The organism is Actinokineospora diospyrosa (assembly GCF_024171925.1).
Lineage (GTDB): Bacteria > Actinomycetota > Actinomycetes > Mycobacteriales > Pseudonocardiaceae > Actinokineospora > Actinokineospora diospyrosa.
In genome coordinates, this window is the sequence record NZ_JAMTCO010000019.1 from 47,882 (window position 1) to 70,885 (window position 23,004).

Consider the following 23,004-nt stretch of genomic DNA (forward strand, 5'->3'; position numbering starts at 1 on the left):
CGTAGGGTCGAAGTCGATGAATGTCCCATTTGTCAGGGCGCTCGCCGCGGGTGCGGTGGTGGTGTCGTTGTTCGCCTCGGGTGCGGTCGCGCAGGCGGCCGGGCCGCGGGACCGACAGGTCTATGAGTGCGCGGGTCCGTCGATCGATCGGTACCAGCAGTGGCTGGCCTCCGGCGAGGGCACCACTGTCCCGGCCACCGGCAGTCTGCTTGTCCGCGAGGGCCGCGGCTATGCCGCGAAGGTGGCCTTCCTCAGGGAAGAGTGGCATGTCGTCGTGGTTTGGTTGGGCAACCAGTTCGAGGCGCGGGCCGATCTGTCGGCGTCGTCCGGGTTCTGGTTGACCTACAGCGCCACCGACGACCTGTACCTCCAACTCCGGCCCGCCTCGCACTGGAGCGGTGGTGACAAGTGGCTGACCAAGGTCCCGGCCACCGGCGGCAAGCGGGTCACCGCGTTCTTCAGCTTCGCCGCGGACAGTTGGACCTGGCTACCCGAACTCGGCCAGCCGTCCTACTCCTTCGCTTCGGCCCTGGCCGAGGCCCGCGGTTTCGTCTTCGTCGGCAAGACCGCGAACAAGCTCGACTTCCGCGGTCTGCGCATCGACGGCTACCAACCGCCCTGCCGCTGATCGCCACCCCGACGAATGGTCCGACCCCATTCCGCGGCCGCCATCGCCACGTAGGCTGGCATTGCCGCGACCCGGATCTGTTCGTCCCGCGTCGTGTACCCCAGCACCACACACCGCAAGCTCCGCCCCACCGTGCAGTGGACGCCGTGGAACCTCTTGCGCGCCCGCGTCACGGGAACCGCGCCCGTTGTCACGTCCCCAGTATCCCCGTGGACAGGGCACAACGCCCTCGTCCCGCCCGGGAAATCCGCGGGCGGGACAAGGGCCGTCTGATCAGCGCCAGAGCACGCCGCGGGTGACGACCCCCGGGTAGGTGATGCTGCCCATGATGAACCCGTTCGCCGTGAGCTGCCTGGCGTACACCTTGGTCGCACCACTGGCCGCGGGCGACAGGGGCAGGGTCGTGGCGTTGCCCGCCGGGTCCCACACGATCGCGCGGATCCGCGGGGACAGGTTCTGGAAGCCCACGCTCGTACCGAGTTCGTCGACGTCGGTCGCGAAGGAGTTCCCGCCGCCCGCCTGCGTGGCCAGCACCTGCGGAGTCCCCTGCGGGGTCCACCGGACCGCGTTGATATCGCCGATGCCCCTGATGTAGGTACCCGCGATGTTCTGGTTCTCGGTCACCGCCGCCGCGCCGTTGCTCCAGGTGGTGTCGTCGGGCGCGCCCAGCGAGGTGATGGTGCCGTCGAGGTTCCAGCGCACCGCGAACCCGTCGGAGCTCCCGACCGCGATCCCGCTCTCGTTGACGTCGGAGATCGCGTCGACGCTGCCCTCGAGCACCGTGGACAACACCCGCACCGCACCGTCGGGCGCCCACAGCACCGCACGCGTGCCGATCTCGTCCTGCGGGGTCGCCCGACCCCAGACGATCCCGCCGTCGGTGATCCCGTCCGCGGCGACGCCCCGGTACCCCGCGGGCACCGCCAGCCTGCTGATCTGCCCGTCGCGGTCCCACCGGACCGCGTTGCGCCACCCGATCTCCAGGTTCCCGGACGCCCCGACCACGACCCCCGCCCGGTTGACCGCGACGGCGCGGCTGCTGTTGTCCTCGGGCAGCACACCGAGGTCCCGCGGCACGGGCCCGTCCCACCGCGCGGCCCGCCACAACCCGCTGTACTCCTGCGCCTCACCCACCACGACCCCGGCGTCGTTGACCGCGTTCGCCCGGCTCCGCTCCCCACCGAAGGTCCCGAGGTCGACCGGCGTCGAGTTCCCGTCCCACCGCACAGCCCGCCGCGCCGTCCGCTCGGTGAACCCCACACTGTACCCGACCACGACCCCGCTCGCGTTCACATCCGTCGCCATGCTCCCCTGATCTCCCGGCAACGGAGTCAACTCCACGTACGAGTACGCCCGCCCAGCCGCCTCAGCGACCCCGGGCACCAACCCCACCGCCACCACGGCGACGGTCATCGCCACCAAGCTCCTGCGCACGACAAACCCCTTCCCCCTCAACCGATCACCGACGAGGAGCAGGGTTTCGTCCTTTTCCCACCAGTACCAGGGTATTGCGACCCGGTACCCACTGTTCCCTATGGCCGCCAACACTTTCCACCGAACAGTCGCGTGGTTCCTGAAGACCATTGTGGACTGTGCGAACCCAGGCGGGCTCCCTGGTTGCGCCAGCCCGAACAAGAAGCGTCCAACCGGGAACACCCCCAGGACCGAGCGGTCCGAGCCCAGCCAAGACCACGACACCAATCGGACGCACAACCACGCCTACCACAGCTCTTCTAACGAAGAGGTCAAGGTCTATACCACGCAGGGTGTGCCTGGCGCCCCGATCTCACGTGAAGTCCGTGGTTTCCTGCTCACCCCCGTTCTCTGCCGGGGGCGCCGAGCAGTCGGCCGTCCGGCTCGGGCGCGCGGGTAAGAGCGTCGAACTCACCCGGCCGGGCACGCTGCCCACCCCACCGCCGACGGCTACGCCCAGCACCTCGTGGTCAAGAACCGCGACGCGGCGGCCAACCCAGCGCTGCGGGCGCTCACCTCCGGCGTCGAGTCCACCGGCGTGGCCCTGCGCCCGGCAGGCGCGGGCGGCATCGAGGGCACCCTGGGCCGGGCCGAGGTCGACGGCCTGCCCGCCGAGCTGCTCAACGGCGGCCTCGACGAGGCGTACGTGGACCAGGGCACCATGTCCGACGCCGAGGTCGCGAGCTGACCTAGTCTGCTACGACTGTCCACTGAGTACGGTGGCTGCGGTTCACCCGGCGTGCGGCTGGTCCGCCGCCATCCGTTGTCGTACAGTCGAACGCTGTCCGTGCCCGGATGACGGCACGACAGGCACCGAGCTCGACTCGACCGGAAACGAGGCCCCGTGCGTTCGTTGATCCTGATCGTGCTCACCACGCTGTTGACCATCTCGGCCGCCACCGCCACCGCCGACCCCGCCGCACCCGACGCCGACGACATCGTGGGTGTCGGGGACCGCAGCAGCGAGGCGCTGTTCGACGGGCTCGCCGCCGCCTACAACGCGAGCGGCCCGTCGGCCGCCTTGGCGTCGTGGGCCGCCACCGGCCCGTCACCCATCGTCCCCCGAACGGGCGCCGACCCGATCGACCGCCCGAACGACCCCACCACCAGCCTCGCCGAACTCAACCGGCCGGGCAGCACGATCGACTTCGCCCGCGTCAGCCGCCCCCGCCAACCAACCGATGGCGGAACGGGCGTGCTCTACCTCCCCTTCGCCACCGACAAGATCGGCTACGCGACAGCCGCCGTGACCAACGCACCCCCGATGCTCCCCGACTTCCTCAAACGCATCTTCGAATGCACGGCCACGACCTGGCACCAGGTCAGGCCAGGCAGCTCCGGCCAAACCATCGAACCGGTCCTCCCCCGCGGCGACAGCGGCAGCCGGATCACCTTCCTGCGCGCGATCCGCGTTACCACCCCCGGCCCCTGCGTCACCGAAGTCGACGAGAACGACCCGACGGCGTTCGCGGGCAACCCCAACCGAATCGGCCCCTTTGCCCAGAGCCGCTACACCAAACTCCCCAGCCCCAGGCCGATCAAGGTCGACACCTACCTACTGGCAGGCACCGTATTCATCTCCACGGTAGTCCGCGATACAAACGGCCCCGGCCCCAACGGCGGCGTTCCCGACCCCCTCCAGCCCCTGTTCGGCACAGGCATAGTGGGCCCAGACGCCACTGGCGTCGGCTGGATCTGCGGCACCCAGGCCAAGGACATCATCCGAGCCCAAGGCTATAACCAACTCCCAGTCGGCACCTGCGGCAAACAGACCTGACCGACGTTCCAGGAGCGCCATCCCAGTCGGACGCAACAGATTCGGCCCGTGACCAGCGTTCCTGGTCACGGGCCACACCGTGTGGGGCTCGCCCGACACGAGCCCACGCGGTCCGACATCAGGGACACCGCCTACCTCCCAGAGCTCACCGTTGTCGACTTGCTCAAGGCCTGGGAACAAGCACTGGTCGCAGCAGCACGCTGACACCCCCAACGCGACCACCGGACAGCTCAGCAGCCCACCGCGGAACCGCTTGACGCTGGTTGGCCAACTCGGAGCCTCGCTGACTCACCCGTGAGGAAGGGCGATGGGGTCACGTCACCAACGAAACTTGAGCGCACCCGTCAGGTCACTCCGCCTCGCGCTCGCAGTACTCCAGGCTTGTGGAGCTGAGTGCCGCGTGGGCACGCAGCAGCCGGTCAGCCAGGATTGACCCGAGCATGGTCGTAGCCTCCGCGACACTCACGAAGACGAACTCACTGATCTCCGGGTCCCTGATCCGGAGCCCGAGCACATCTGCGGCCGACAGCTCGCCGCCGTCGAACACGAAGGCAAGCAGGTCATCCCACGGTCCGTTCGGCGGGACCCAGTCGAGTGCGAGCATCCGACCTGCGGTCACCTCGAGGCCAAGCTCCTCACGCAGCTCACGCTCCGCCGCCCCCCGGGGCGCTTCATTGCTCTCCACCATGCCGCCAGGCAGATCCCACCCATCCTTGTAGGTCGGATTGACCAGCAAGACCCGCCCCACCTCATCCCGGATGACCAGGTCAGCCGCCACCCTCTTCCGCGCTTGGCGCGCATTGCCCTCCGCGTAGTAGGCGAACCGAGCCTCATCCTCACCTAGATCGGCCACGCCTCGTCTATACACCAGACCCCGCTATACCGTTGTCGAAGTTGACGCAGCGGAGTGTTGTCGTCCTCGGCAGGCGAAGCAGATGGCCAGGATGCTGGGGGCTGTGCTCGGCGCCCATCCCGCCCACGGGCCCCGGGCGATCGCGGTGGCGGATTTGCCCTGGGCGCGGCAGTGTTCGGCGAGGGCGTCGAGGTAGGCGTTGGCGGCGACGTAGTTGGCCTGGCCGGGATTGCCCACGACACCGGCGGTAGGCGTCATCACGGGATCACCCATCACGGACCTCAGGCGAGGCTGGTGACCTCGTGGATGCGCGAGTCCAGCCGTGCGGAATGCACCCCGGCAGCGGTGTGGCGGGCGCGATGCAGGGTGGCGCGGGCGGCGTCGAGGTTGCCGCTGCGGGCGTAGGACTCGGCCAGCCAGGACAGGTAGAGGGCGATCTCGCGGGCGTGTCCGGTGGGGTAGGCGGCGATCGCGGCCGTCAACAGGGGTTCGGCGAGCTCGGGTTCGCCCAGCTCGATCAGGCAACGACCGGCCATGACGTCGATCTCGTGGCGGTTGAGCCAGTAGACCCATTCCGGTTCCGCGATGCCCAATGCGCGGCCCTCGTAGAGTTCGTCGACGGTGTCCAGCGCGCGACGCGTGCCGTCGCGGTCCCGGCATCGGGCGGCAGCCCAGGCGACTCGTTCGTGCAGCAGCGCCCGCACCACTGGTGTCGCCTGCCTGGCTCCCTTAGCCGCCGACCGGGCGAGCAACACCGCGTCACGGGGGTCGCCCACGGTGGTCATCTGGTAAGCCAGCGAGGACAGCAGTTGGCCGGTGAGCGCGTGGTCCCCGGCCGATCGCGCCGCCGCGACCCCGGCCAGGTACACCCGCTGTGCCTCGTGGTGACGCCCGGCGTCGCTGGACACCCACCCCGCCAGTTGCGCCAACTCGCCGAGGACGGTGAGCAGTCGCCTGCCGGTGTCCTCGGTGTAGGCAGCGCGGTTTACGACGTCGCCCACGTGCCGAAACTCAGCGTGCACCATTGGATACAGGTCACCCCCACCGACCACGTCATCAAGAAGGCGAAGCCGCACCACCCGCGCTTCGAGCTCCCCGACAAGAGCAGCACCGACACGTCGCCCGGCCCGCGCATGGACCACCACCGGGCCGTCCTCGAACAGCCACTCATGTGCCAACCGCAGCGGGTCCTCGGCAGGAGCGTGGAAGGCGTCTCTGGGCAGGCTCACTGCGCGTAAGCCTCGGCATAGGCCTTGTCGATCCTGCAGCGCCTGGCGTCGAGGTGGCACAACTGCGTCCGTACGCGGCGCAAAGACCACTCCGAGGAATCGGTGCTACCCCAACGGAGCGGGCCACAGGTAGGACCCAGTCGAGCGAGAGCATTCGGCCCGCGGTGGTCTCGAGGTCGAGTTCCTCGCGCAGCTCTCGTTCTGCCACGCTCCGGGGGCTTCATTGCTCCGCGGCAAGCCGTGAATAGCCCCCTGGGTTCCACCATCGAGTGACCTCCCGCACGGATCGTGCTCGGCGAATCGGATCAGAGTGGGCTGCGGTGGGCAAGCAGGTTGCGGACGTGAACAGCCGTGGTTCCCTTGACCGAGCCCAGACGCAAGGCGATGTCAGCAGCGCTGCGATCAATACGTGTCGAGTGCACGCCCTCGGCGAGAACCACGAACTCGCTCCACGCGTCAACGGCGCCGTCGACGTCGTCGCGGCGAAATCGGATCTTGCCAAGATCGGCCAAGACCATGGCGCGGGTGCGGCGGCGGTCGAGGCCAAGCGAGAGCGCTTGGTCGATGTGTTCCTCGGCGGCGAGCATGTCTCCCATGCGGGCATGAACCAGTGCCGCTTCGTGGGCCCATCGGCCCGGGCTGTAATGACCGGCCCAGCTGATGCCTGGTGTATCCACCGCGCGCTCCATGGCGATTTCGGCCACTGACAGTCGGGCGCGGGCGGTCGCGAGGTCGCTGTCGGCTGCCGCCGCGCGCGCGTGAGTCGTGGCGTAGTAGGCCCGTGCTTTCGGCTCGCCAAGATGGCGTCCTGTGTGGTCGGCGGCATCGGCGAAGTGGAGCGCCGCACCCGCGCAGCCGAGATCAAGGGCCTGGTCGGCAAGCCCGCGCAGTGAGGTGGCGGCGACTTCGGGAGCGCCTGCTTCGTTCGCCAAGCGGTAGCTGTGGAGGTAGTACCGCTGGGCGACGCCGTTCTCGCCGGCGTCTCGAGCCATCCACCCGGCAAGATGCGCCAATTCGGCGGTCGCGGTGACCAACTCGCGTCCGATGGCCTCGTTGTAGGTCCCGTTCAACCAGCGCCCGACGTCATCGACCAGGTAGCGCACGACCAGGTGGCGCGCGTGCGCACCTCCCAACTCCGACGCGGTGTCCCCCAGGGCCGTGGTCATCGTGCGGATCGCCGCGACCTCTCCGGCACCGACCCGAACCCCTCCCGCGCGCGCCACTCGACGTGTGATCGCATCCGGGTCGCTGGGGGCGAACGCCGCGGCCGCGACGGTCGCTGCGGCAGACATGAGGAACTCGCGACGGTCCACGTCAGCGCCTCCCAACCTCATCACCGACTCCACGGCATCTCTGCCGGGCAGTCCGTCATCGACGTCTACACCTGCACGAGCGTGCCATCCCCGGGCCTCAACGTGTGGCCGTCGATCCCGTGGCGCCTGGTCTTGTGGTGGCCCCGCTGTCCCTTCAGTCAGTTGGTCCGCCTCGACAACACCGACGGGCTCTGGATCGAGATTAGACTCGGCAGGACCCACTTCGAGTAGCACCACGAGTTCGCGAAGCGACAGCGACAGCGCATCCGCTAGCCGACGCCGGAACCCTGGCATTGGCGCCTGGCTTCCCGACTCCCACCGAGCTACCGTCGACCGCTCGACCCCTAGCGCCTCCGCCAAGGTCTCCTGCGTGAATCCCATCGCCACTCTGCGCTGGGCCAGAGCACGCCGTCGCGTAGCCATGACATCCCCGTCCACTCGCATCTGACGCCCTCAATCGTGTCACGTTTCGCGACAGCGTCACCAGTCGCCATTGAAGCGCTGACCTGGGCAAACAGTCCGTGGGCAGCACCAAGGCCCGCCTGAGTCGCCCCGATTCACCCGAACGAACCATCCGGTCGGGCTGACATCAGCAGATCTGATGCCGGAGTTCACCTAACAGTAAGACAAATCGCGAGTAGGTATGGCAATTCTCATGGGTCAGACATGCACTGGACCCAGGATGGTCCAGAAAGAACGCGTTGCGGCGATAGCGCCACAACAACGCCACAAAGTGGGCACATTTCCGCTCTGTCGCGACTGCAGCCATCGACGTAGTTTTGTCGGCACAGCACGGGATGCCGTATGGCACCCACCAGTTGACATCCGCTCAATATCAACGTCGCGCGGCTCGACCATGCGACAGAAGTGCGAGGCTCCACAGATGCACACCCCGACCGTCGATGTCTACGCGAAGCTCACCACCGGGTGCCCGATGTCCTACGAGAGCATCGCTGCGGGCGAGACCGAGTTCACGCTCGGAGGCCGCATGAGCGGAGCCGTGGTGCTCACCTTCACTGACGACGCCCTCCGCGACTTCCTCGCCCTGGCAACCGCAGCGGTTGGTCAGAGCACCACCGTTCAGCCCTCGGTCGACGCGCTCGCCGCGAGCGGATACCCGGCCGAGTAGAGCGATGGGTGCGTCCTCACCCAGCCGGATACCCACTCAAGCTGGGCGAGGACATGCTCTTCGACGTCATCCGAATCCACACCTCTGGAACCTCTGACATGCCGAGCCAATCGCAAGCCGGGAACTGGACCCATGTAGCCGCCATCATCCCCAAGCGATCCTGACCCCGTGACAGCACGCCTGGATGCCATCGAGCAGCGGATGGGAGCTATGTCCAGGACCCTCAACGACCTACGGATAGACCTCGCGATACTCCTGCATCGCACTCGCGAGAAGTAGACGACCGCGCACGACAGTTTGAACCGCCAGTGCACGGAGAGCAAGGACACGACTGGAGCCTGGTTCGGGTGCTGGGCTGACAGTTATACGACAGAAGGGTGCCAACTAGCTCGCGGGTGTGGTGGTGGCGGTTTCCTGGTGGCACACACCCACCGGAGGTACGGGAGACACGCGCGATGGTCGTCGAGCGCGAATATGACGTCAGCCTCACGTTCGCTGGAACTGAGCGCGCTTACGCCGAGGAGATCGCCACGCTGTTGAAGGCTCGCCGCGTGCGAGTCTTCTATGACGCGCACGCGACGGTGCACCTGTGGGGCCACAACCTCCTCGACCATCTCGGCAAGATCTACCGGGAGAGGTCGAAGCTGTGCGTTCTGTTCGCCTCCGCGGAGTACGCGCGCCGCGAATGGACCGCCTTCGAACGCAAAGCGGCGCAGGAGAAGGCGAGTAGCAGCGCGGAAACGTACCTGCTGCCGTTGCTGTTCGACGAGACCAGCATGCCCGACATCACCTCGACGACGTGCGCGGTGGACACGCGCCTCGTCTCGCCCGCGCGAGTGGCCGAGATGATCATCGAGAAGCTGGGCAGGAAGCCCAAGGCCATCGGCTTGCGGGCGACCGTGTTGGCGGTGGTCACCCAGGGCCAAGACCCCGATCTGCACAAAGCGTTCAACAGGGCGCTGGAGCGGTGCGAGGTCAACCCGGATGACGTCGACCGCTGGTCAACCCACCACGGGCTCGTGGCGCTCGTGCCGGAGCAGAGGGCGTCCGTGTCCTGCGTGCTCACCGATCTGGTGCCCACGATCGAGTCGATCAGCCGGGAGCGGGCCACCACCTCGGGTCCGCTGCGGGTGGGCGTGCACAGCGGCCAGGTGATCAAGGACCGCCCCGGGGTGGACGTCACGCTCGCGGTGGATGCCGCGCGGGCGGCCGGGGTGGAGGAGTTGCTGGCCGCGAGCAAGTCGCGTTGCGCGGTCGTGGTGTCCGATCGGGTGTTCCAGACCGTGGTTGTCAAGGGGCGCGGTGGCAGCAACCCGGCCGCGTACCAACGGATGCGGCTGCCCGACGGCAGTGAGGTCCACGTGCGCCTGCACGGCTACCCCAAGCCACCGGGTGACGAGCCGGAGCCGCCGCAGCAGCCGGGTAAGACGTACCACTTCGGTCCCGGAATCAAGATCGGTCAGGTCGGGGACGTGCACCTCGGCAGTGGCAACACCTTCGGCGACGGCTACCGGTTCGGGTCGGTCGATGACCGCTGAGGAGGCAGCCGAGCAGAAGGAGCCGGAACCCGCCGACAAGGACGAGCCCTCGGACCAGGACACCTTCGCCAAGGCGCAGGAGCGGGCATCCGACCCGGCCTCGGCCGACCAGTGGAACGATCAGCGGTCCAAACTGGACGCTGCGCGCCAGTGGCTGGGTGGCGGCGGGACGACCAACGTGTTCTTCGGTGGCGTCGGGCAGGTCGGCGACACCGTGGGCGCGGTCGCGGGCACGATGGTCAACAGCGGCCCGGTGTCGGGTGCGGTGCTCGACCGCGTCCGCGCCTCCTACGTGGAGCCCACCCGCTACACCGACCTGCGCCGGGTGCTGCAGTCGCACCAGGTGCTGGTGATCAACGCGCCCAGCGGCACCGGCCGCACGACCACCGCCCTGCGGCTGCTCGACGAGCTGTGCGTGGAGGGGGTGCTCAAGCTCGACCCGGACACCGTCCTCAAGACCCTCGACGACAAGACGTTCACCGGCCTGCACGGCTACCTGCTGGACCGCCTCGACCGCAACCAGAGCCGCGAGCTGAGCCTGTACCACCTCGAGCGGCTGAGCGCGGTGCTGCGGCGCAAGGGCTGCATGCTGGTGGTGATCACCGAGCAGGCGGTGCCGTTGCCCGCGGGTGACATCGAGCACCTCGTCGCCGTCGACCTCGGCGCGGTCGAGCCCCGGCAGCTGCTGGAGCGGCACCTGGCGTGGGTGTTGGAGCAGTCGCCGACGACCGCCGCCGAACCGGTCCTGAGCCACCCCGAGGTGGGCGAGGTCCTCGGTGAACTGACCAAGGACGTGTCGCGCTCGGACCTGGCCAAACTCGGTGACCTGCTCGCCGAGGTCGCCACGGGCCAGGTCGACATCGGGGCGGTGCGCGAGCGGTACTCGCACAACAGCCGGGCCAGTTTCGTCGACTGGTTCGACCACCAGATCGACCTGCCGCAGCGGGCGTTCGTCATCGCGCTCGCGGTGTTCAACGACGAACCGGTGCAGCTGGTCTCCCGCGCGGCGACCCGGTTGGCCGACATGCTGGCGGCGGTGGCGGGGCCGCGCCGGGCCACCCGGGGCCGCCCACTGTTCGACACCCCGCTGGCGACCTGGATCGAGCGCGCCCGCGCCGAGGTCGTCGACGGGGTCGAGGACACGACGCTGGGCGCCGTCGCCGTGCGGAAGGCCCGGTTCCGCGATGATTCCTACCCCGCCAGGGTCTTGGAGCACCTGTGCGCCGAGTACGACCAGGCCTTCACCGTGGTCGCGGACTGGCTCAACGCGCTCGGCGGCGACGGTGGCGGCCGAGTGCGAGTCAGGGCCGGGATGGCTGTCGGGTTCCTGAGCCGATTCGACTTCATCGGCATCCACGACGGAGTCGTCCTCCGCTGGGCCAGCACCGGTGACCAACACACCCGGGACGCGGCCGTCGCCGCCCTGCAGCTGCCCGCGGAACACCCGGCACTGAGCCGGGTGGTGCGCACCCTGCTGCGGAACTGGATCCGCGACCGCTCAGAGGAGGGCTGGTCCCGGCGGCAAGTGGCGGTGCGGGCGCTGGGCACCACGGTCGCGGTGAGCACGGACAAGGCGCTCGACCTGCTGCGCCTGGCCAGCCGGTACGTCGACTGGGAGACCGCCTACCTGATCGGGGAGAGCGTCAGCGACCTGATGTGCCGGGTGGAGGAGCCGGTGACCGTGCTCGACGCGCTGGTCGCCTGGAGCGATGCCGAACAGTACCCGCTGCGGCGGGAGACCGCGCTGCTGTCGACGTTGATCGCGGGCGCGTACCTGACGGTGTTGGTCGCCGAGAGCACCGAGAAGTGGCCCGCGCTGGTGTGGCTCGCCGAGCAGCACGACAACGGCCGGGCCAGCGTGACCACGTTGTACGCGCGGATGCTGCAGTCGGCGCACTTCATCGACCGCGGCTACGAGCAACTGCGGGGCTGGGTGCGGCTGGCGCAGAAGGACGAGACCCTGCGCGTGCCGGTGGCCAGGCTGCTGGCCGACATCGCGGTCGAGGCGGACGACGTGGCCAGCATGCGGCATTACGCGCGGACCTGGGCAAAACCAAGAGGCGGCCCGGCCAAGGCGGTCGGGGTCGTGCTCGAACACCTGGAGGAGAGAGTCGACCATGGCCGACGAGACGGCTGAACCGGACCCGACCGCCGGTGGCGGACCACCGGACCCGGCAACGCGGTGGCACGGGCTGACGCCGCCCTGGCAGGCGCCGATCAAGCGGGCATCAGCGGCGGGCAGTGGACCGGACGACCCGGTGGTGCGGCCGATCAAGATCAACCGAGCCGTGCGGGGCGGGTCGTTGCCCACGTCCTCGGACCACACGGTGATCGTCTCGGTCACCAAGGACGGCCAGTACGAGATCGTCCGGGGCAGGCTCAAGATGAGCGCCATGGTGAGCTCCCTGCTGTGGGAGGTGTTCTCCGTCAACGTCTCCGCCCAAGAGGACACCTTCACCCTGGACCTGCCGACCCGGTTGGAGGCGTTCGCCTTCGCCGCCGAGGTGACGGTGCGCTGGCGGGTGGTGGATCCCGAGGCCGCGGTGCGCGCCCAGGCCAAGGCACCGCGGGCGGCGATCCGGCAGCGGCTGGAACCGGTGCTGCGCGGGCTGTCGCGCGGGTTCGACCTGCGATCGAGCGCGGCTGCCGAGCACCACATCAACAACACGCACATGGACCGCGCCTTCACCGTGCCCGGTGGTATCGCGGTCGAGGGGTACCACGTCCGGCTCGACCTCGACGAGGAGGCTCGCGCGCACCTCGCTGAGCAGGAGCGCCACGTCTGGCAGCGCGAGAAGTTGCACGCCCAGCAGGAAACCAACGCCGTTGCCCACCAGCTGAACAAGCAGCAGGCGAAGTTCGAGGCCGACCTGGCGGCGATGAGGGCTCAGCACGAGTTGGACCTGCGCATGGAACGGATGAGCGTCTACGCCGACGCGTTGCGCACCGACAGCAACAACATGCTGGCACTACGGCTGTCCGGGCACCACGAGGACGTCAACGAGGTCATCGAGCTGATGATGCGCGAGCGGCGGATGGAGTTCGAAGGGGCGAGCGCATTGCTCAACAGCTTGCTGGAGCGCAACCTGGTCAACCGCAAGGACGTCGAGGCGATCATGGCCAACGCCAGCCGGTCGGTGATCGAGAAGCTGCGCGGGGACCGCGCGGTGACCGGCCGGGAGGCGCACAACGCGTTGCCCGTCGGAGCCGGTAACGACGAGGAAGAGGACGAGGACGGATCCTGGTCCCGTTGACCCGACGAGGAGACCGGCCTGTCGTCGGCGGCATCCTCGCGGCTGCGGAACCAGTCGCGAGGATTGCGCCGGGGATGTTGGCGTGCCGGTTCCGACTTCGAAAGAAAGAAACACATAGACCAGCGTCTTGGATACAAAGTCAGGACGTCGACCGGGCGAATTTGGTCACGTTACAACCTTTCCGCTGCACGCGGACGATGACGGCGTAAATCCGCGTGTCGTGCTTCTGTCCTGTTTCTGGGGCCTTTCTGTCGGTAACGGTGACTTCTCGGCGGGCGACGTCCCGAATGATCAGACCGGGCAACCGAAATGGTGGTAGTTGGTGACGGACGACATCGGGAAGCGCATCGAGGGCATCGTCGCCGAGCGGGCGCGACTGGCGCCGCTCGTGCGCGCGGACGCGCAGCGGTGGCGGGCCGTGCTGCGGAGTCTGCTGGCGCTGTCCCAGCAACTCGAGCAACAGCCCCGCCAAGAGGAGCCGCACGCCGTTCGGGACGAGCTGGTCGCAAGCGCCCAAGTCGCGGCAGAGGAAGTAGAGGCGCTGCTCGAGTCCTTTGAGCGGTTCGCCACCCGGTTGCTGCGATCGACCATCAACGTGGGCGTCAGCGGGAGTGCCCGGGTGGGCAAGAGCACCCTGCTGCAGACCATCTCCGGCCTCGCCGACAACGAGATCCCCACCGGCGCGGACATCCCCGTCACCGCCGTGCGCAGTCGGATCTTCCACTCGGACACGCGGTCACGGGCCCTGGTCTCCTTCCACACCTACGCGTCCCTGCGCGACGAGGTGCTCGCCGGGTACCACCGCGACCTGGGCCTGCCGCCCGCGCCCGCCACGCTGGAGGCGTTCCGCGCGTTCCCGTACCCGCAGCGGCCCGAGGACCTGCCCGGCGGCGAACCCAGCCCCACCAGCGTGGTCCTGCTGCGGCGGCTGCTCGCCATGCGCGATGCCCTACCGTCCTACGAGGACCTGCTGACCGGGGACGAGCGCGAGATCCCCTTGTCCGAATTGCGCCCGTTCATCGCCTACCCGACGCACGAGGAACGGATGCGCCCCGGCCACGGCGACCACCGCTACCTCGCGGTCCGCGACGCGCGCATCGAGTGCCCGTTCCCGCACGCGGACGTGCGGCACCTGGGGGTGCTGGACCTGCCGGGGTTGGGCGAGCTGATGGTCGGCGCTGAGGCCCACCACGTCGACGGTCTGCGCGACGAGGTGGACGCGGTGGTGATGGTCGTGCGGGCGTCGGCGACCACGGCGTACCTGCGCGAGTCCGACGCCCGCACGCTCACCCTGCTGCAGGAGTCGCGCGGTGGGGTCAGCACGGCGCGGGACTTCGTCTTCATCCTCGTCAACGACGTCGCCGTGGACCGGTCGCGGTTGGCCGCACTGCGCCACGAGATCGACCTGAAGATCAACGACGGGGTCCCGGACCAGTACTTCCAGGTGCTGCAGGCCGACGCGGCGAACCACGGCGCCGTCGCCGCGGGGGTGCTCGGGCCGCTGCTGGCGCACCTCGCCGAACGGTTGCCGGTCATGGACGCGCAGATCCACGCCGCGGTGTCCGACTCGGCCAGCGGCCTCGCCACCAGGATCGAGGCCATCGCGCGCACCGCGATGGCGCACGCCGAGCGGGTCCGCCGCAGCGCGGGTGTGGTCGACGAGGGCCTGCAGGACCGGGTGAACACCCTGCGCGGTCACCTCGCGCGGGACCTGACCGCACTCGTGGCCGACATCTCCGCCAAGTACGCCTCCACAGAGGACGGTGAGTACGCCGACGCCGTCGAGTACGCCTACCGGGGCGTGCTGGGCTGGACCGAGGCCGGGTTCGGCGAGGGCCGGGAGTCCTGGCAGGCCAGGGCGCTGGACCGCTGCGTCGAGGACCACAACTCGACGCCGTTCCTGTCCGAGGAGCTCAACGTGCTGCGGGTGACCATCACCCAGCGGTTCGCCGCCATGGACGACTTCCTCTCCGCCCGGGTCACCGACCTGTACGCCCGCGTCGTGGCGGTCCTCAGCGCCCGGTTGGGCGAACTGGTCCCCGCCGACACCGAACCGGCGAAGGCGTTGCGGCAGCTGCGGGAGCTGCTGACCGATCCCGTCGAGCCGAGCCCGTCGTTGGCCAAGGCCGTCGAGGACCTGCTCGAGGTGCGGCTGGACTTCCGCACCCAGCTCTACCCGCGGGTGCGCGACGCGCTGGCCGAGTGCAACCTCGAGGTCGCCGGACCCAGCGGGCAACCGCAGGTGCAGGTCATCGCGGCGCCGACGGAGGCGGGCGTGGACCGCATGTACCGCGCGGTCCTCGACATCGCCGAACAGACCGCCTTCCGGACGCGCCAGCAGTTGCTCACCCTCGCTCTGGAACCGGGCCAGGCTCTGCGCGCGGTCACCGAGTTCTTCGCCGACGCGTTCATCCGGTCGCGCGACTCCAAGCGGGACCTGTTGCGGCTGGCCCGCGGCCACCGCGACCGGATCTGGCCGGACGCGTTCCGCGAGCACGACCTCGCCGTCACCACCGCGTCCGCCATCACCGCGGCGGCCGAATCGGTGGTGGCGACCGTCACTGAAACCAGGAAGGCGCCATGACCGACGAACTCCGCTATCGGATCGGGCTGGCGGGCCCGAGCCGGGTCGGCAAGTCCTCGCTGGTGGTGTCGCTGCTGCGCGACAGCCGCGAGCAGCTCGGCGGCCTCCCTCTTCAGCTGACCGCGGCCGACCTGGCGACCGAGCGCCGCGTCGCCAAGACCACTACCGAACTCGACAACAGTCTGCTCCGGGGTGAGTTCAATTCGGACGCGCTGGCAGGCAACGTGGAGGCGTTCACCTTCCAGTTGCGGCTGGCCGCAAAGCGGAGCAGCACGGGTGTGCGGATCGAGTTGATGGACTACCCGGGGAAGTGGTTCAACCCGCGCACCCGACCGGACGACAGCGTCGCGGATTGGGCGGCCTGCAAGGACTTCATCGCGGATGCCTCCGTGCTGCTGGTGCCGGTGGAGGCCATCGGGTTGATGGAGAACAACAACGCCTGGCAACGTGCTGCGAGCAAGCAGCTACTGGCGATCGAGGAGGTCGAGAAGACCGCGGAGTGGTGGGCGACGGCCAGGGGGAGCTACCACGACGAACCGGCGCTGCTCCTGCTGTGCCCGGTCAAGTGCGAGTCGTACCTCGCCGACAACCTCAACACCACCGACCGCGCCACCGAGCTGCACGACGCGGTGCGCGCCATGTACGCAGGCGTGGTCAAAACCGTGCGGGCCAACGCACCGCACGCAGAGATCGCCTACTGCGCCGTGGACACCATCGGTTGTGTCAACCTCGTGCGCGCCGAATGGACGGAAGTGGGTGGCCAGCCCCACATCAGCGCCAAGTACCGCATCATCGGCCCCGGCAAGTCGATGAGCTACAAGGGCATCGACGACCTGCTCACCCTCCTGCTGCGCCACCTCGTCGACGCCCAGCACCGCGCCCTGGAGATCATCGCCAACCAGCGGGAGCGCGCCGCCAACGACGCCAAGTCATTGGCCATCCGCAACGAGGGGCTGATCGGCAACTTCCTGCTGTCGATCTCCGGAAGGCGGCGCAAGCGCGTGTACCGCTCCGGCGTCCAACGCGAGGAGGCGGACAGGACCCACCAGCAGGTCGACGAGCTCAACCAGGTCATCAAGGAACTGGCCGAGCGGCCACTGTCAACGAAGCGGGTCAACACATGGTGAACGACACCAGCACCACCGACCTCCGGATCCACGTGCAGACGCGCGGCACCGTCGAGGACTACACGTTCCTGCACGGCCCCGTCCCGCTCCCCTGGTGGCGCGCGCACGCGAAGCGGACCCGCTTCGAGGAGCCCGTCGTCCTGCTCGAGAGCGACACCGACGGGTGGCGCTGCTACGTCGGCGGTCTCGCGACGGAACGGGTCGACCGGGTGGGCACGACCATCCGCGTGTCCGTCGTCCTGGCGGGCGAGCACGGCGCCCACGAGCGCGTCGTCCGGTTGGTGGCGGCCGCGATCACCGCCATCGGGGCGGAGGGGGCCTCCCGGCTGCCGGTGCTCGACGAGCAGTTCACCGCGGACTATGTGGACGGTGTCCTCCAGTCGACGACGGCTGGCGATGATGTGGGCGAGCGGGTGTTGGCCGCTCTCGAGCAGCTGCCCGCGCCGGTGCTGTCGGCCGCCGGGTTCACCTCGTGGGCGGGCGGTGTCGGGCACCCGAACGCCGCGGCGACGTTCGCTGAACGCGCCTCGGCGCTGCTCGCCGGGAAGCCCGGTGTCGCCCTGTACCTCAACGAGATCGCGAGCCCGGACGAGGCGATCGACCTGCTCGACGGGCCGGGCGGGGTGGCTCTGCTGGTGCCGGGCGAGGAGGGGATCAGCCCGCTGCGCCCAAAAGCGCGAGCGCCGATCACGGCGCGGGAACCGAAGCGCTGGTGGCCGGTGGCGGCGGCGATGGCAGCGGCGGCCGTCCTCCTCGCGTTGATAGTCCGCTGGATCTTCTGGAACTCGTGACCAGCCTGGTCTTCGAGGTCGAGGCGGCCGAAGGTGAGCGGTGGACGCTGCGACTGCGGACCACGGGCCCACCCTTCGGCCACGTCGAGGGCACCCGCACGAGCGCGAACGGCCCCGACCACCCGGTGACGGGCACCTACGTGCTGCGGTTGATCCCGGGCTTCGACCCGGTCGAGTTCGAACTCCGCCTCGACGGGCCGCAGTGGGTCATGCGGTGCGCGCTGACCCCCCGCGTGGCGCAGTTGTCGCTGGCAGGCGAGGGAACGTGCCTCTCGGAGGACGGCTCGCAACAGCGGTTCACGGTGCGGTGCGGGATCATCGACACGGTGCGGCTCACCGTGGCAATGGCCCACGACCTGCTCCGATCGCTGGTCAGATGAGCTGGTAGCACCCCTTCCCCGCGGCGTGCCGCCGTGGCCCGCCCGCTACCGCGGTGTCACGGACATGACGAGGCCCTTCGGGTGCACCACGCCTGTGGCCACCGGTCGGACCGGGGCACCGGGCACCGGGCGCAACCGCCAGCGTTGGCAGGCCATGACCGCGAAGGTCACGGCCTCCAGGAACGCGAAAGACTCACCGATGCACTTGTGCACCCCTGCGCTGAAGGCGACGTAGGCCCCGTTGGGGATCACGCCCGCCCGGTCGGCGTTCCACCGGTCCGGGTCGAACGCCTCCGGGGCCGGGAACCACCGCGGGTCGTGGTGCAGCAGGTACGGGCTGTAGATCACCTCGGTGCCCGCCGGGAGCTCGACGCCGTCGAGGACGACCGGGCGGGTGGCCCGCCGCATCTGGATCCAGGACGCGTAGAGGCGGGTGCACTCCAGCAGGGCGTGGGTGGTCTCGGTCAGGGCCGGGAGATCGTCCAAGGCCGGTGCGCGGCCACCGAGGACGGCGTCGATCTCGTCGAGGACGCGGCGTTCGACCTCGGGGTGGTGGGCGAGCTCGTGGAAGAACCAGGCCAGGGTGGCACCGGTGGTCTCGACCCCGGCCAGGGTGAAGGTGACCATCTGGTCGCGGACCTGCGTGTCGCTGAGGCCGGTGCCGTCCTCGTCGCGGGCGGCGACCAGCAGGGACAGCAGGTCGCCCGCGCCGCGGTCGGCGGCCCGGTAGGCGGTGATCGCGGCGTGGGCGGCGGCGTCCACCCGGGCGAGGTCCCGGGCGGCGCGGCGGTTGCCGGGGGTCGGCAGGCCAGCCCACCACTCGGGCAGGAGCGTGCGGTTGACCATGTCGCGCAGCAGGCCGGGCAGGCTGTGGCGGAACTCGACCGCCGCGGGCGCGGCGACCTGCGAGCCGAACAGGCTGCGCGCCACCACGTCCGAGGCGTACGCGTCCATGGCCTTGTTGATGTCGATGACCCGCCCCGGGGTCCATTCCGACAGCACCGACTCGGCGGCCGACCGCATCGGCTCGGCACACGCGGCCACTGCAGTGCGGCTGAAAGCGGGTTGCAGCATCCTGCGCTGGGTGCGGTGTTGCTGGCCGCTGGTGGTGGCCAGGCCCGCCCCGAGCGTCCTGGTGAGCTTGCGGGAGAACCGGCCCCGTTCGAAGTCCTGCGCTCCCGTCACCAGCACCTGCCTGGTCAACTCCGGTGTCGTGACGATGTAGGCGGACAGCGGACCCAGTCGGAGCTGCACCAACGGCCCCAGCTCGGGCAACGAGGTGAGGAACCGCAACGGCCGCCGCATCAACGCGGGCGCGCGCCCCAGGACCGGCCAGGCACCCGGCGCTCGAACCGCTGTCGGCTGCCCCATACCGTTCCCCTCCCGGCCGGATACCCTCCCCTACCTTGTAGCCAGAGATCGGGCAAACCAAGATCTCCACCGCCGCTTCACCCGAACGAAGCCACCCGCAACCCGGAAGGACGCGGCACCGGGAAGTCCTGGGAGTCGTGCGAACACCGAGCACGCCATTTGCGGTCTACTTAGGACGGTGTGGGCCGGGGCTCGGACCGCTCCGGCCCCGTCGACTGGTGATCGCGACCCGAGCCCGGCCGACGGCTCTTGGCCGTGCTGCCGATCGGGCGGCGCAGGCTGCGCGACACGATCGGTGGCGGGCTCGACCAGCCGACCGAGGCGGGCTTGGTGGTCCTGGCCAGCGGCGTCATGCCGCTGATGCCCGCCACCGCCCTGCGCAGGCGCTCGGTGAGTACCAGGGCGAGGTGCACGGCGGCATCCCGGACGCCGATCAGGTGCCGGTACTGCCCAACTCCCCCGCCAACGCCGACCACCTCGACGACTGCTCGCCGCTGCGCGCCCTGCTTGCCGCATGCCGCAAGACCGTCCAGCTGCGTTTCGCCGAAAGCTCCGGTGGGCGGCGCCCCGGGTGGTGGGGGGCGCCGCCCCGACGCGTTCTGGGTCAGTCGGTCAGACGGTGGTTGCCGAGTTGGGTGGTCATGCCGGGGTCGCGGTGGTCGAAGAACACCGAGGCGCCCGTGTCGAGGGCCGCGATCCGGGCCACCTGCTCATCGGTGAGCGCGAAGTCGAAGACGTCGAGGTTCTCTGCCATCCGCTCGACGCGCACGGACTTGGGGATCGCCACCACACCGCGCTGCACGAGCCACCGCAGCACCACCTGCGCCACCGACTTGCCGTGCTGCCCGCCGATCTCGCTGAGCACCGGGTGGGTGAACAGGTCGTTCCTGCCCTCGGCGAACGGACCCCACGACTCGATCTGGACGCCGCGGTCGCGCATGAGGTCCTGGTCGGCGGTGCGCTGGTGGAACGGGTGGGTCTCGACCTGGTTCACCGCGGGGGTGATCTCGTTGTGCTCGATGAGGTCGACGAGCCGGTCGGGGTGGAAGTTGGACACGCCGATCGCCCTGGCCAGGCCCCCGCGGTGGATGTCTTGCATGGCGCGCCACTGGCCGTGGACGTCGCGGTAGGGCTGGTGCATCAGGTACAGGTCGACGTGGTCCAAGCCCAGCTTGCGCAGCGACACGTCGAAGGCGCGCCGGGTGTTGTCCTCGGCGGGGTGGTCCTGGACCCACAGCTTGGTGGTGATGAACAGCTCCTCGCGCGGGATGCCGCTGCTGTTGATCGCGCGGCCCACCGCTTCCTCGTTGCCGTAAGCGGCGGCGGTGTCGATCGACCGGTAGCCCGCGGCGAGGGCGTCGGTGACGACCTTCTCGGTCTGCTCTGGCGGGACCTGGTAGACGCCGAAACCGAGGATCGGCATGTCGACGCCGTTGTTCAGGGTGACGCTGTGCACGGTGGTTCCCTTTCGCGCGGGTGGCTGCTCGGTCATCGGTCGAGCATCCGCATCTGCTGTTCGTTGTGGTGCTCGCCGGAAGGCGGGGTCAGGGCCTCCAGCACGGCGACCTGTTCTGTGGTGAGTTCAACGCCGTCGGCGGCGACGTTCTCTTCGACCCGGGCCACGCGCTTGGTGCCGGGGATGGGGGCGATGTTGTGGCCCTTGGTCAGCAGCCAGGCGAGGGCGACCTGCGCGGGCGTGGCACCGATGCCCGCGGCGATGCCCTTGACCTCGTCGGCGAGCGCGAGGTTGCGGTGGAAGTTCTCGCCGGTGAAGCGCGGGTTGGTGGCGCGGAAGTCGTCGGCGGCGAGCTGTTCGGGTGAGCGGATCGTGCCGGTGAGGAAGCCGCGGCCCAGCGGGGAGTAGGGCACGAAGCCGATGCCGAGCTCGCGCAGCAGCGGTAGCACGCCGTCCTCGGGGTCGCGGGTCCACAGCGAGTACTCCGACTGCACCGCCGTGATCGGGTGCACGGCGTGCGCCCGCCGGATCGTGTTCACGCCCGCTTCGGACAGTCCGATGTGGCGGACCTTGCCCTCGGCCACCAGCTCGGCGACCGCACCGACGGTGTCCTCGATCGGCGTGGTCGGGTCGACCCGGTGCTGGTAGTACAGGTCGATGTGGTCGGTGTCCAGGCGTCGCAGGGAGCCTTCGACGGCGGTGCGGATGGAGGCGGGGCTGCCGTCCGGAATCTCGCGGCCGGAGTGGGAGATCAGGCCGAACTTGGTGGCCAGCACGACCTCATCGCGGCGGCCGCGCAGCGCCCGGCCGACTAGTTCCTCGTTGGTGTAGGGCCCGTAGACCTCGGCGGTGTCGACGAGGGTGACGCCCAGTTCCAGTGCCCGGTGGAGGGTGCGAATGGATTCGGCGTCGTCGCTACCGGCGCCGGTGTAGCCGTGCGACATGCCCATCGCGCCCAACCCGATGCGGCCGACCACCAGGTCACCCAGCTTGGCTAGTGGCTCGACTCAGGGCGTTGGCCGTGTATCGGCGGGTCCACGGCGTGGCTGGCAAGGCGCCGGAACGTCCTCGTACTGGATGTACTCGGGCGCTTCCGGCAACGCCGCCAGGCGCGTCGTGGGCGGGTCGAGACACGGTCGACGTTCTGGGTCGCGCCACTAGCTTCACATTCGCTCCGTTCGTGGTCTGTGTCCTGTTGGAGGTCCAGTGTGGTGAACCGGGCGGCGAGATCGTCGACCCAGTCGGGAGGTGTGCGGTGGTCGGGCAGGGGCACTGCGGCTTCGCTTCGCCACAGGACGTCGTCCAGGGCGGTGCGCAGGTGCCAGGCCATGATCCGGTCGATCGACAGCGCGTGACCGGTCAGGTGCTCGTAGTGCCGCATCGTCGCTATCAGCAACTCACAGTCGGGTCCGGTCGCGGGAAGGGCTCGCAGGTCGTACTCGGGCTCCGCCGCGCACGCGGTCTCGAAGTCGACGACCAGGCGCAACCGGCCATCACGCCACACCTGGTTGTCGCCGTGCAGGTCACCGTGCACCAGCACGGACCGACAAGGCGTGGCCAGCACCTCATCAGCCCAGTCGCACCAACCCGAGATGGTGTCGCGTTGGTCGGGTCGTACCCACCGGCCGAGTCGCGCGCGTAGGTCGTCGGTTGAGGCGCCGGGGCGTGGTGCGGGCAAAGCGCCAATCGCCTCCTCGACGCGTGCGCGCACGGTCGGGTCGTGCAGTGCGGCGAAGAACCGCGCCAAGTCCCCACCCGCGCGATCCCGGTCGATCGAGTCCGCCACGGCGAACAGCGAGAACCCGGGCACACGCCTGGTGACCAGCAACACCGGCTCAACACTGCTCGCGACGACCTCGGGCACAAAAGGGACACTTCGCCCAGCGGACAACGCTGCCAGTGCCCCGATCTCGTGGACCAAGCGCTGCGCGGCGGGCTCGGACCACGCGAACTTCGCCACGAATCCGTCCCCCACGGCGGCACTCGACGACCGCCACAGTGGTTCGTCCCTACCCACCAGGTCAGGCAACGTGATCCGAAGTCCGACCAGATCTGGCGCCACACCCCGGAGAGCGTCAGTCAAGGCTTCCACTGAGCACTC

At 69.3% G+C, this 23,004-nt stretch carries 21 protein-coding genes; 11 read left to right on the plus strand and 10 right to left on the minus strand.

The window, feature by feature from the left end:
- The first annotated feature begins 16 nt into the window (after window positions 1–16).
- Window positions 17–628 carry a hypothetical protein gene (locus tag LV75_RS31870; RefSeq protein WP_253891083.1) on the plus strand — a complete coding sequence of 204 codons (612 nt, stop codon included), beginning with the start codon at window positions 17–19 and terminating at the stop codon, window positions 626–628.
- A 273-nt stretch (window positions 629–901) separates the two neighbouring features.
- On the opposite strand, the gene LV75_RS31875 is transcribed toward LV75_RS31870, so the two are convergent.
- Window positions 902–2,062 (minus strand): hypothetical protein, encoded by a 1,161-nt coding sequence (locus LV75_RS31875; RefSeq protein WP_253891084.1) that lies wholly within the window; start codon window positions 2,060–2,062, stop codon window positions 902–904.
- A gap of 505 nt (window positions 2,063–2,567) precedes the next feature.
- On the opposite strand from LV75_RS31875, the gene LV75_RS31880 reads away from it, so the two are divergent.
- Both LV75_RS31880 and LV75_RS31885 read left to right on the plus strand, forming a co-directional pair.
- On the plus strand, window positions 2,568–2,789 hold the full coding sequence (locus LV75_RS31880) for a hypothetical protein (protein ID WP_253891085.1): 222 nt from the start codon (window positions 2,568–2,570) through the stop codon (window positions 2,787–2,789).
- Window positions 2,790–2,945: 156 nt separating this feature from the next.
- Window positions 2,946–3,878 carry a substrate-binding domain-containing protein gene (locus LV75_RS31885; RefSeq protein WP_253891086.1) on the plus strand — a complete coding sequence of 311 codons (933 nt, stop codon included), beginning with the start codon at window positions 2,946–2,948 and terminating at the stop codon, window positions 3,876–3,878.
- A 349-nt stretch (window positions 3,879–4,227) separates the two neighbouring features.
- Here the strand turns inward: LV75_RS31885 and LV75_RS31890 are convergent, their stop codons facing one another.
- The 4 genes from LV75_RS31890 to LV75_RS31905 all read right to left on the minus strand — a co-directional run bounded on the left by LV75_RS31890 (window position 4,228) and on the right by LV75_RS31905 (window position 7,717).
- The gene (locus LV75_RS31890; protein WP_253891087.1) at window positions 4,228–4,731 is read right to left on the minus strand and encodes an NUDIX domain-containing protein; all 504 of its coding nucleotides are present in this window, start codon (window positions 4,729–4,731) and stop codon (window positions 4,228–4,230) included.
- A gap of 24 nt (window positions 4,732–4,755) precedes the next feature.
- Window positions 4,756–5,004 carry a KR domain-containing protein gene (locus LV75_RS31895; RefSeq protein ID WP_253891088.1) on the minus strand — a complete coding sequence of 83 codons (249 nt, stop codon included), beginning with the start codon at window positions 5,002–5,004 and terminating at the stop codon, window positions 4,756–4,758.
- Between the two features lie 8 nt (window positions 5,005–5,012).
- Window positions 5,013–5,960, minus strand: a complete 948-nt coding sequence (locus tag LV75_RS31900; protein WP_253891089.1) for a tetratricopeptide repeat protein — start codon at window positions 5,958–5,960, stop codon at window positions 5,013–5,015.
- Window positions 5,961–6,265: 305 nt separating this feature from the next.
- Window positions 6,266–7,717 carry an NsdA family TPR-like regulatory protein gene (locus tag LV75_RS31905; protein ID WP_486303608.1) on the minus strand — a complete coding sequence of 484 codons (1,452 nt, stop codon included), beginning with the start codon at window positions 7,715–7,717 and terminating at the stop codon, window positions 6,266–6,268.
- Between the two features lie 439 nt (window positions 7,718–8,156).
- On the opposite strand from LV75_RS31905, the gene LV75_RS31910 reads away from it, so the two are divergent.
- The 8 genes from LV75_RS31910 to LV75_RS31945 all read left to right on the plus strand — a co-directional run bounded on the left by LV75_RS31910 (window position 8,157) and on the right by LV75_RS31945 (window position 18,076).
- Window positions 8,157–8,402 carry a hypothetical protein gene (locus LV75_RS31910; RefSeq protein ID WP_253891091.1) on the plus strand — a complete coding sequence of 82 codons (246 nt, stop codon included), beginning with the start codon at window positions 8,157–8,159 and terminating at the stop codon, window positions 8,400–8,402.
- A gap of 455 nt (window positions 8,403–8,857) precedes the next feature.
- Window positions 8,858–9,940 carry a TIR domain-containing protein gene (locus tag LV75_RS31915; protein WP_253891092.1) on the plus strand — a complete coding sequence of 361 codons (1,083 nt, stop codon included), beginning with the start codon at window positions 8,858–8,860 and terminating at the stop codon, window positions 9,938–9,940.
- Complete coding sequence (locus LV75_RS31920; protein ID WP_253891093.1) at window positions 9,930–12,077, plus strand: ATP-binding protein; 2,148 nt, start codon at window positions 9,930–9,932, stop codon at window positions 12,075–12,077. The genes LV75_RS31915 and LV75_RS31920 overlap by 11 nt, the downstream gene beginning before the upstream one ends.
- The gene (locus LV75_RS31925; RefSeq protein WP_253891094.1) at window positions 12,058–13,194 is read left to right on the plus strand and encodes a hypothetical protein; all 1,137 of its coding nucleotides are present in this window, start codon (window positions 12,058–12,060) and stop codon (window positions 13,192–13,194) included. Before LV75_RS31920 ends, LV75_RS31925 begins: the two co-directional genes overlap by 20 nt.
- Window positions 13,195–13,516: 322 nt before the next feature.
- A complete protein-coding gene (locus LV75_RS31930; RefSeq protein WP_253891095.1) occupies window positions 13,517–15,778 on the plus strand; it encodes a hypothetical protein in 2,262 nt (753 codons plus the stop codon).
- A complete protein-coding gene (locus LV75_RS31935) occupies window positions 15,775–16,905 on the plus strand; it encodes a hypothetical protein (protein ID WP_253891096.1) in 1,131 nt (376 codons plus the stop codon). The genes LV75_RS31930 and LV75_RS31935 overlap by 4 nt, the downstream gene beginning before the upstream one ends.
- Window positions 16,899–17,696, plus strand: a complete 798-nt coding sequence (locus LV75_RS31940; protein ID WP_253891097.1) for a hypothetical protein — start codon at window positions 16,899–16,901, stop codon at window positions 17,694–17,696. Before LV75_RS31935 ends, LV75_RS31940 begins: the two co-directional genes overlap by 7 nt.
- Window positions 17,693–18,076: a hypothetical protein gene (locus LV75_RS31945; protein WP_253891098.1), complete on the plus strand. Its 384-nt coding sequence runs from the start codon at window positions 17,693–17,695 to the stop codon at window positions 18,074–18,076. Before LV75_RS31940 ends, LV75_RS31945 begins: the two co-directional genes overlap by 4 nt.
- A 45-nt stretch (window positions 18,077–18,121) precedes the next feature.
- On the opposite strand, the gene LV75_RS31950 is transcribed toward LV75_RS31945, so the two are convergent.
- The 5 genes from LV75_RS31950 to LV75_RS31970 form a co-directional block, all read right to left on the minus strand.
- Window positions 18,122–19,447 (minus strand): cytochrome P450, encoded by a 1,326-nt coding sequence (locus tag LV75_RS31950; protein WP_253891099.1) that lies wholly within the window; start codon window positions 19,445–19,447, stop codon window positions 18,122–18,124.
- Window positions 19,448–19,617: 170 nt separating this feature from the next.
- Window positions 19,618–19,923, minus strand: a complete 306-nt coding sequence (locus LV75_RS31955) for a hypothetical protein (protein WP_253891100.1) — start codon at window positions 19,921–19,923, stop codon at window positions 19,618–19,620.
- 128 nt (window positions 19,924–20,051) lie between these two features.
- On the minus strand, window positions 20,052–20,939 hold the full coding sequence (locus LV75_RS31960; protein WP_253891101.1) for an aldo/keto reductase: 888 nt from the start codon (window positions 20,937–20,939) through the stop codon (window positions 20,052–20,054).
- The gene (locus LV75_RS31965) at window positions 20,936–21,880 is read right to left on the minus strand and encodes an aldo/keto reductase (RefSeq protein WP_308211080.1); all 945 of its coding nucleotides are present in this window, start codon (window positions 21,878–21,880) and stop codon (window positions 20,936–20,938) included. The genes LV75_RS31960 and LV75_RS31965 overlap by 4 nt, the downstream gene beginning before the upstream one ends.
- A 17-nt stretch (window positions 21,881–21,897) precedes the next feature.
- Entirely contained in the window at window positions 21,898–22,863 is a 966-nt protein-coding gene (locus LV75_RS31970; protein ID WP_253891102.1) for a phosphotransferase family protein, read from the minus strand.
- Between the last annotated feature and the right edge of the window lie 141 nt (window positions 22,864–23,004).